2 protein-coding genes are annotated in these 1482 nt (G+C 60.5%); one reads left to right on the top strand and one right to left on the bottom strand.

Going from position 1 to position 1482, the window contains the following annotated elements; genetic code table 11:
- The first annotated feature begins 147 nt into the window (after positions 1 to 147).
- Positions 148 to 914 (top strand): IS5 family transposase gene (locus tag DC522_RS33425; RefSeq protein WP_116532685.1). Its coding sequence is split into 2 segments (ribosomal slippage): positions 148 to 472 and positions 472 to 914, totalling 768 coding nucleotides; the frame shifts between segments, so codons are not numbered across the junction.
- A gap of 46 nt (positions 915 to 960) precedes the next feature.
- Here DC522_RS33425 and DC522_RS33420 read toward each other — a convergent pair.
- A partial coding sequence (locus DC522_RS33420) for a CpaD family pilus assembly lipoprotein (RefSeq protein ID WP_116532684.1) occupies positions 961 to 1482 on the bottom strand: 522 nt, incomplete at its 5' end.

The raw sequence follows: 1482 nt of genomic DNA, 5'->3' as shown, positions 1-1482 counted from the left end.
TCCTGCAACCAGAAGGGAATCACAGCTTTGCCCCGGAGAGAACCCTTTGACTCCGCGTTTCAGTCCGATGCTCTAGGTCGTGAACTCATAAAAGATCTTTTCTTTGCAGTGGGTTGATGCTTCACCTCCCGCGTCTGGGAGGATCTGATGCGTCGACACGAGCTGACCGACTTTGAGTGGAAGATCATCGAACCGCTCTTGCCCAACAAGCCGCGCGGCGTATCGCGGGTAAATGACCGGCGCGTGCTCAACGGCATTCTCTGGCGCTTCCGCACCGGCTCGCCCTGGCGCGACATCCCCGAGCGATATGGGCCTTCCACCACTTGCTACAATCGCTTCGTGCGCTGGCGTGAGGCGGGCGTGTGGGACCGCATTCTGGACGCGGTCTCAGCCGCGTACGACGGCGATCTCACCATGATCGACAGCTCCTGTGTGCGCGTCCACCAGCATGGCGCGACGGGTAAAAAGGGGGTGGAGATGGTGGCATGGGACGTTCCCGTGGCGGCCTGAGCACCAAGATCCACGCTCTTGTGGATGCTGAGGGGCGACCGATCCGGATCGCACTCACGCCAGGACAGGCCCATGACAACACAGCAGCCGAGGAGCTTCTGGCCGACCTGAAACCAGGCACGACCCTGCTGGCGGACAAAGCTTACGACAGCAACGCCATTCGCGAGCAGACCCAGGATCAGGGTGTCTGGGCCAACATCCCGCCGAAGAGCAACCGCAAGGGCTCGTTTGTCTTCAGCGCCTTTCTGTACCGCTACCGCAATCTGGTGGAACGCTTCTTCAACAAGCTCAAACAGTTCCGGGGTATTGCCACACGCTACGACAAATGCCCCAAGAACTTCCTCGCCGCGATCAAGCTCGCATCAGCCCGCATCTGGATCCGCAGTTATGAGTCCGCTGCCTAGATCATCGCCTGGGTGAGCGCATTCACATCATTGAAGGACGTTGCCGCTATCGCAGCGACTGTTCATCGGTCGTGCCCACTGGCGCCGGTTGTGACGGTACCCGATCGTTCGCTCCGTGGTCCAAGTTGCTGTGATCACCCCTCCCGAAGGTCCTGTATGTGGCAACGGGAATGGCCGCTCGATCGCCATTGCTCGCCCTCACAGCCTCATTGTCGAGCAAGTCGCGCGGATCGTTGATCATGACGCCTAGATTGTTGCGGATTGAGCAACCAAGCGTTTGGTCGAAAGAATTATCATTAACTGAAGGACCAACGATGGACAGCGATGCACAGACGGGGGGGCGCGCCTCATAAACGACCGCCTCGACTCGCACGGCGAAGCTGTCGTGCTGGTCAGTGCGGCGGTCGTACAGGCGGATGTTGTAAGCCCCAACGCCCATTGCGCGGGCCTGACTGGCCACCTGCGTGCCGAGCCGGGGCGAGCCGATGATGTCGAGATGGACCGCATCCGGCCGACCGCGGCTAGCACTTGCAATGAAGTCATGCAGACGCTGCCGTTCGCCACCGCG

Origin of the sequence: Microvirga sp. KLBC 81, assembly GCF_003075415.1 — a bacterium.
GTDB lineage: Bacteria > Pseudomonadota > Alphaproteobacteria > Rhizobiales > Beijerinckiaceae > Microvirga.
Note: the sequence above shows the minus strand (reverse complement) of the source record. Positions and strands in the feature narration are given on the sequence as shown.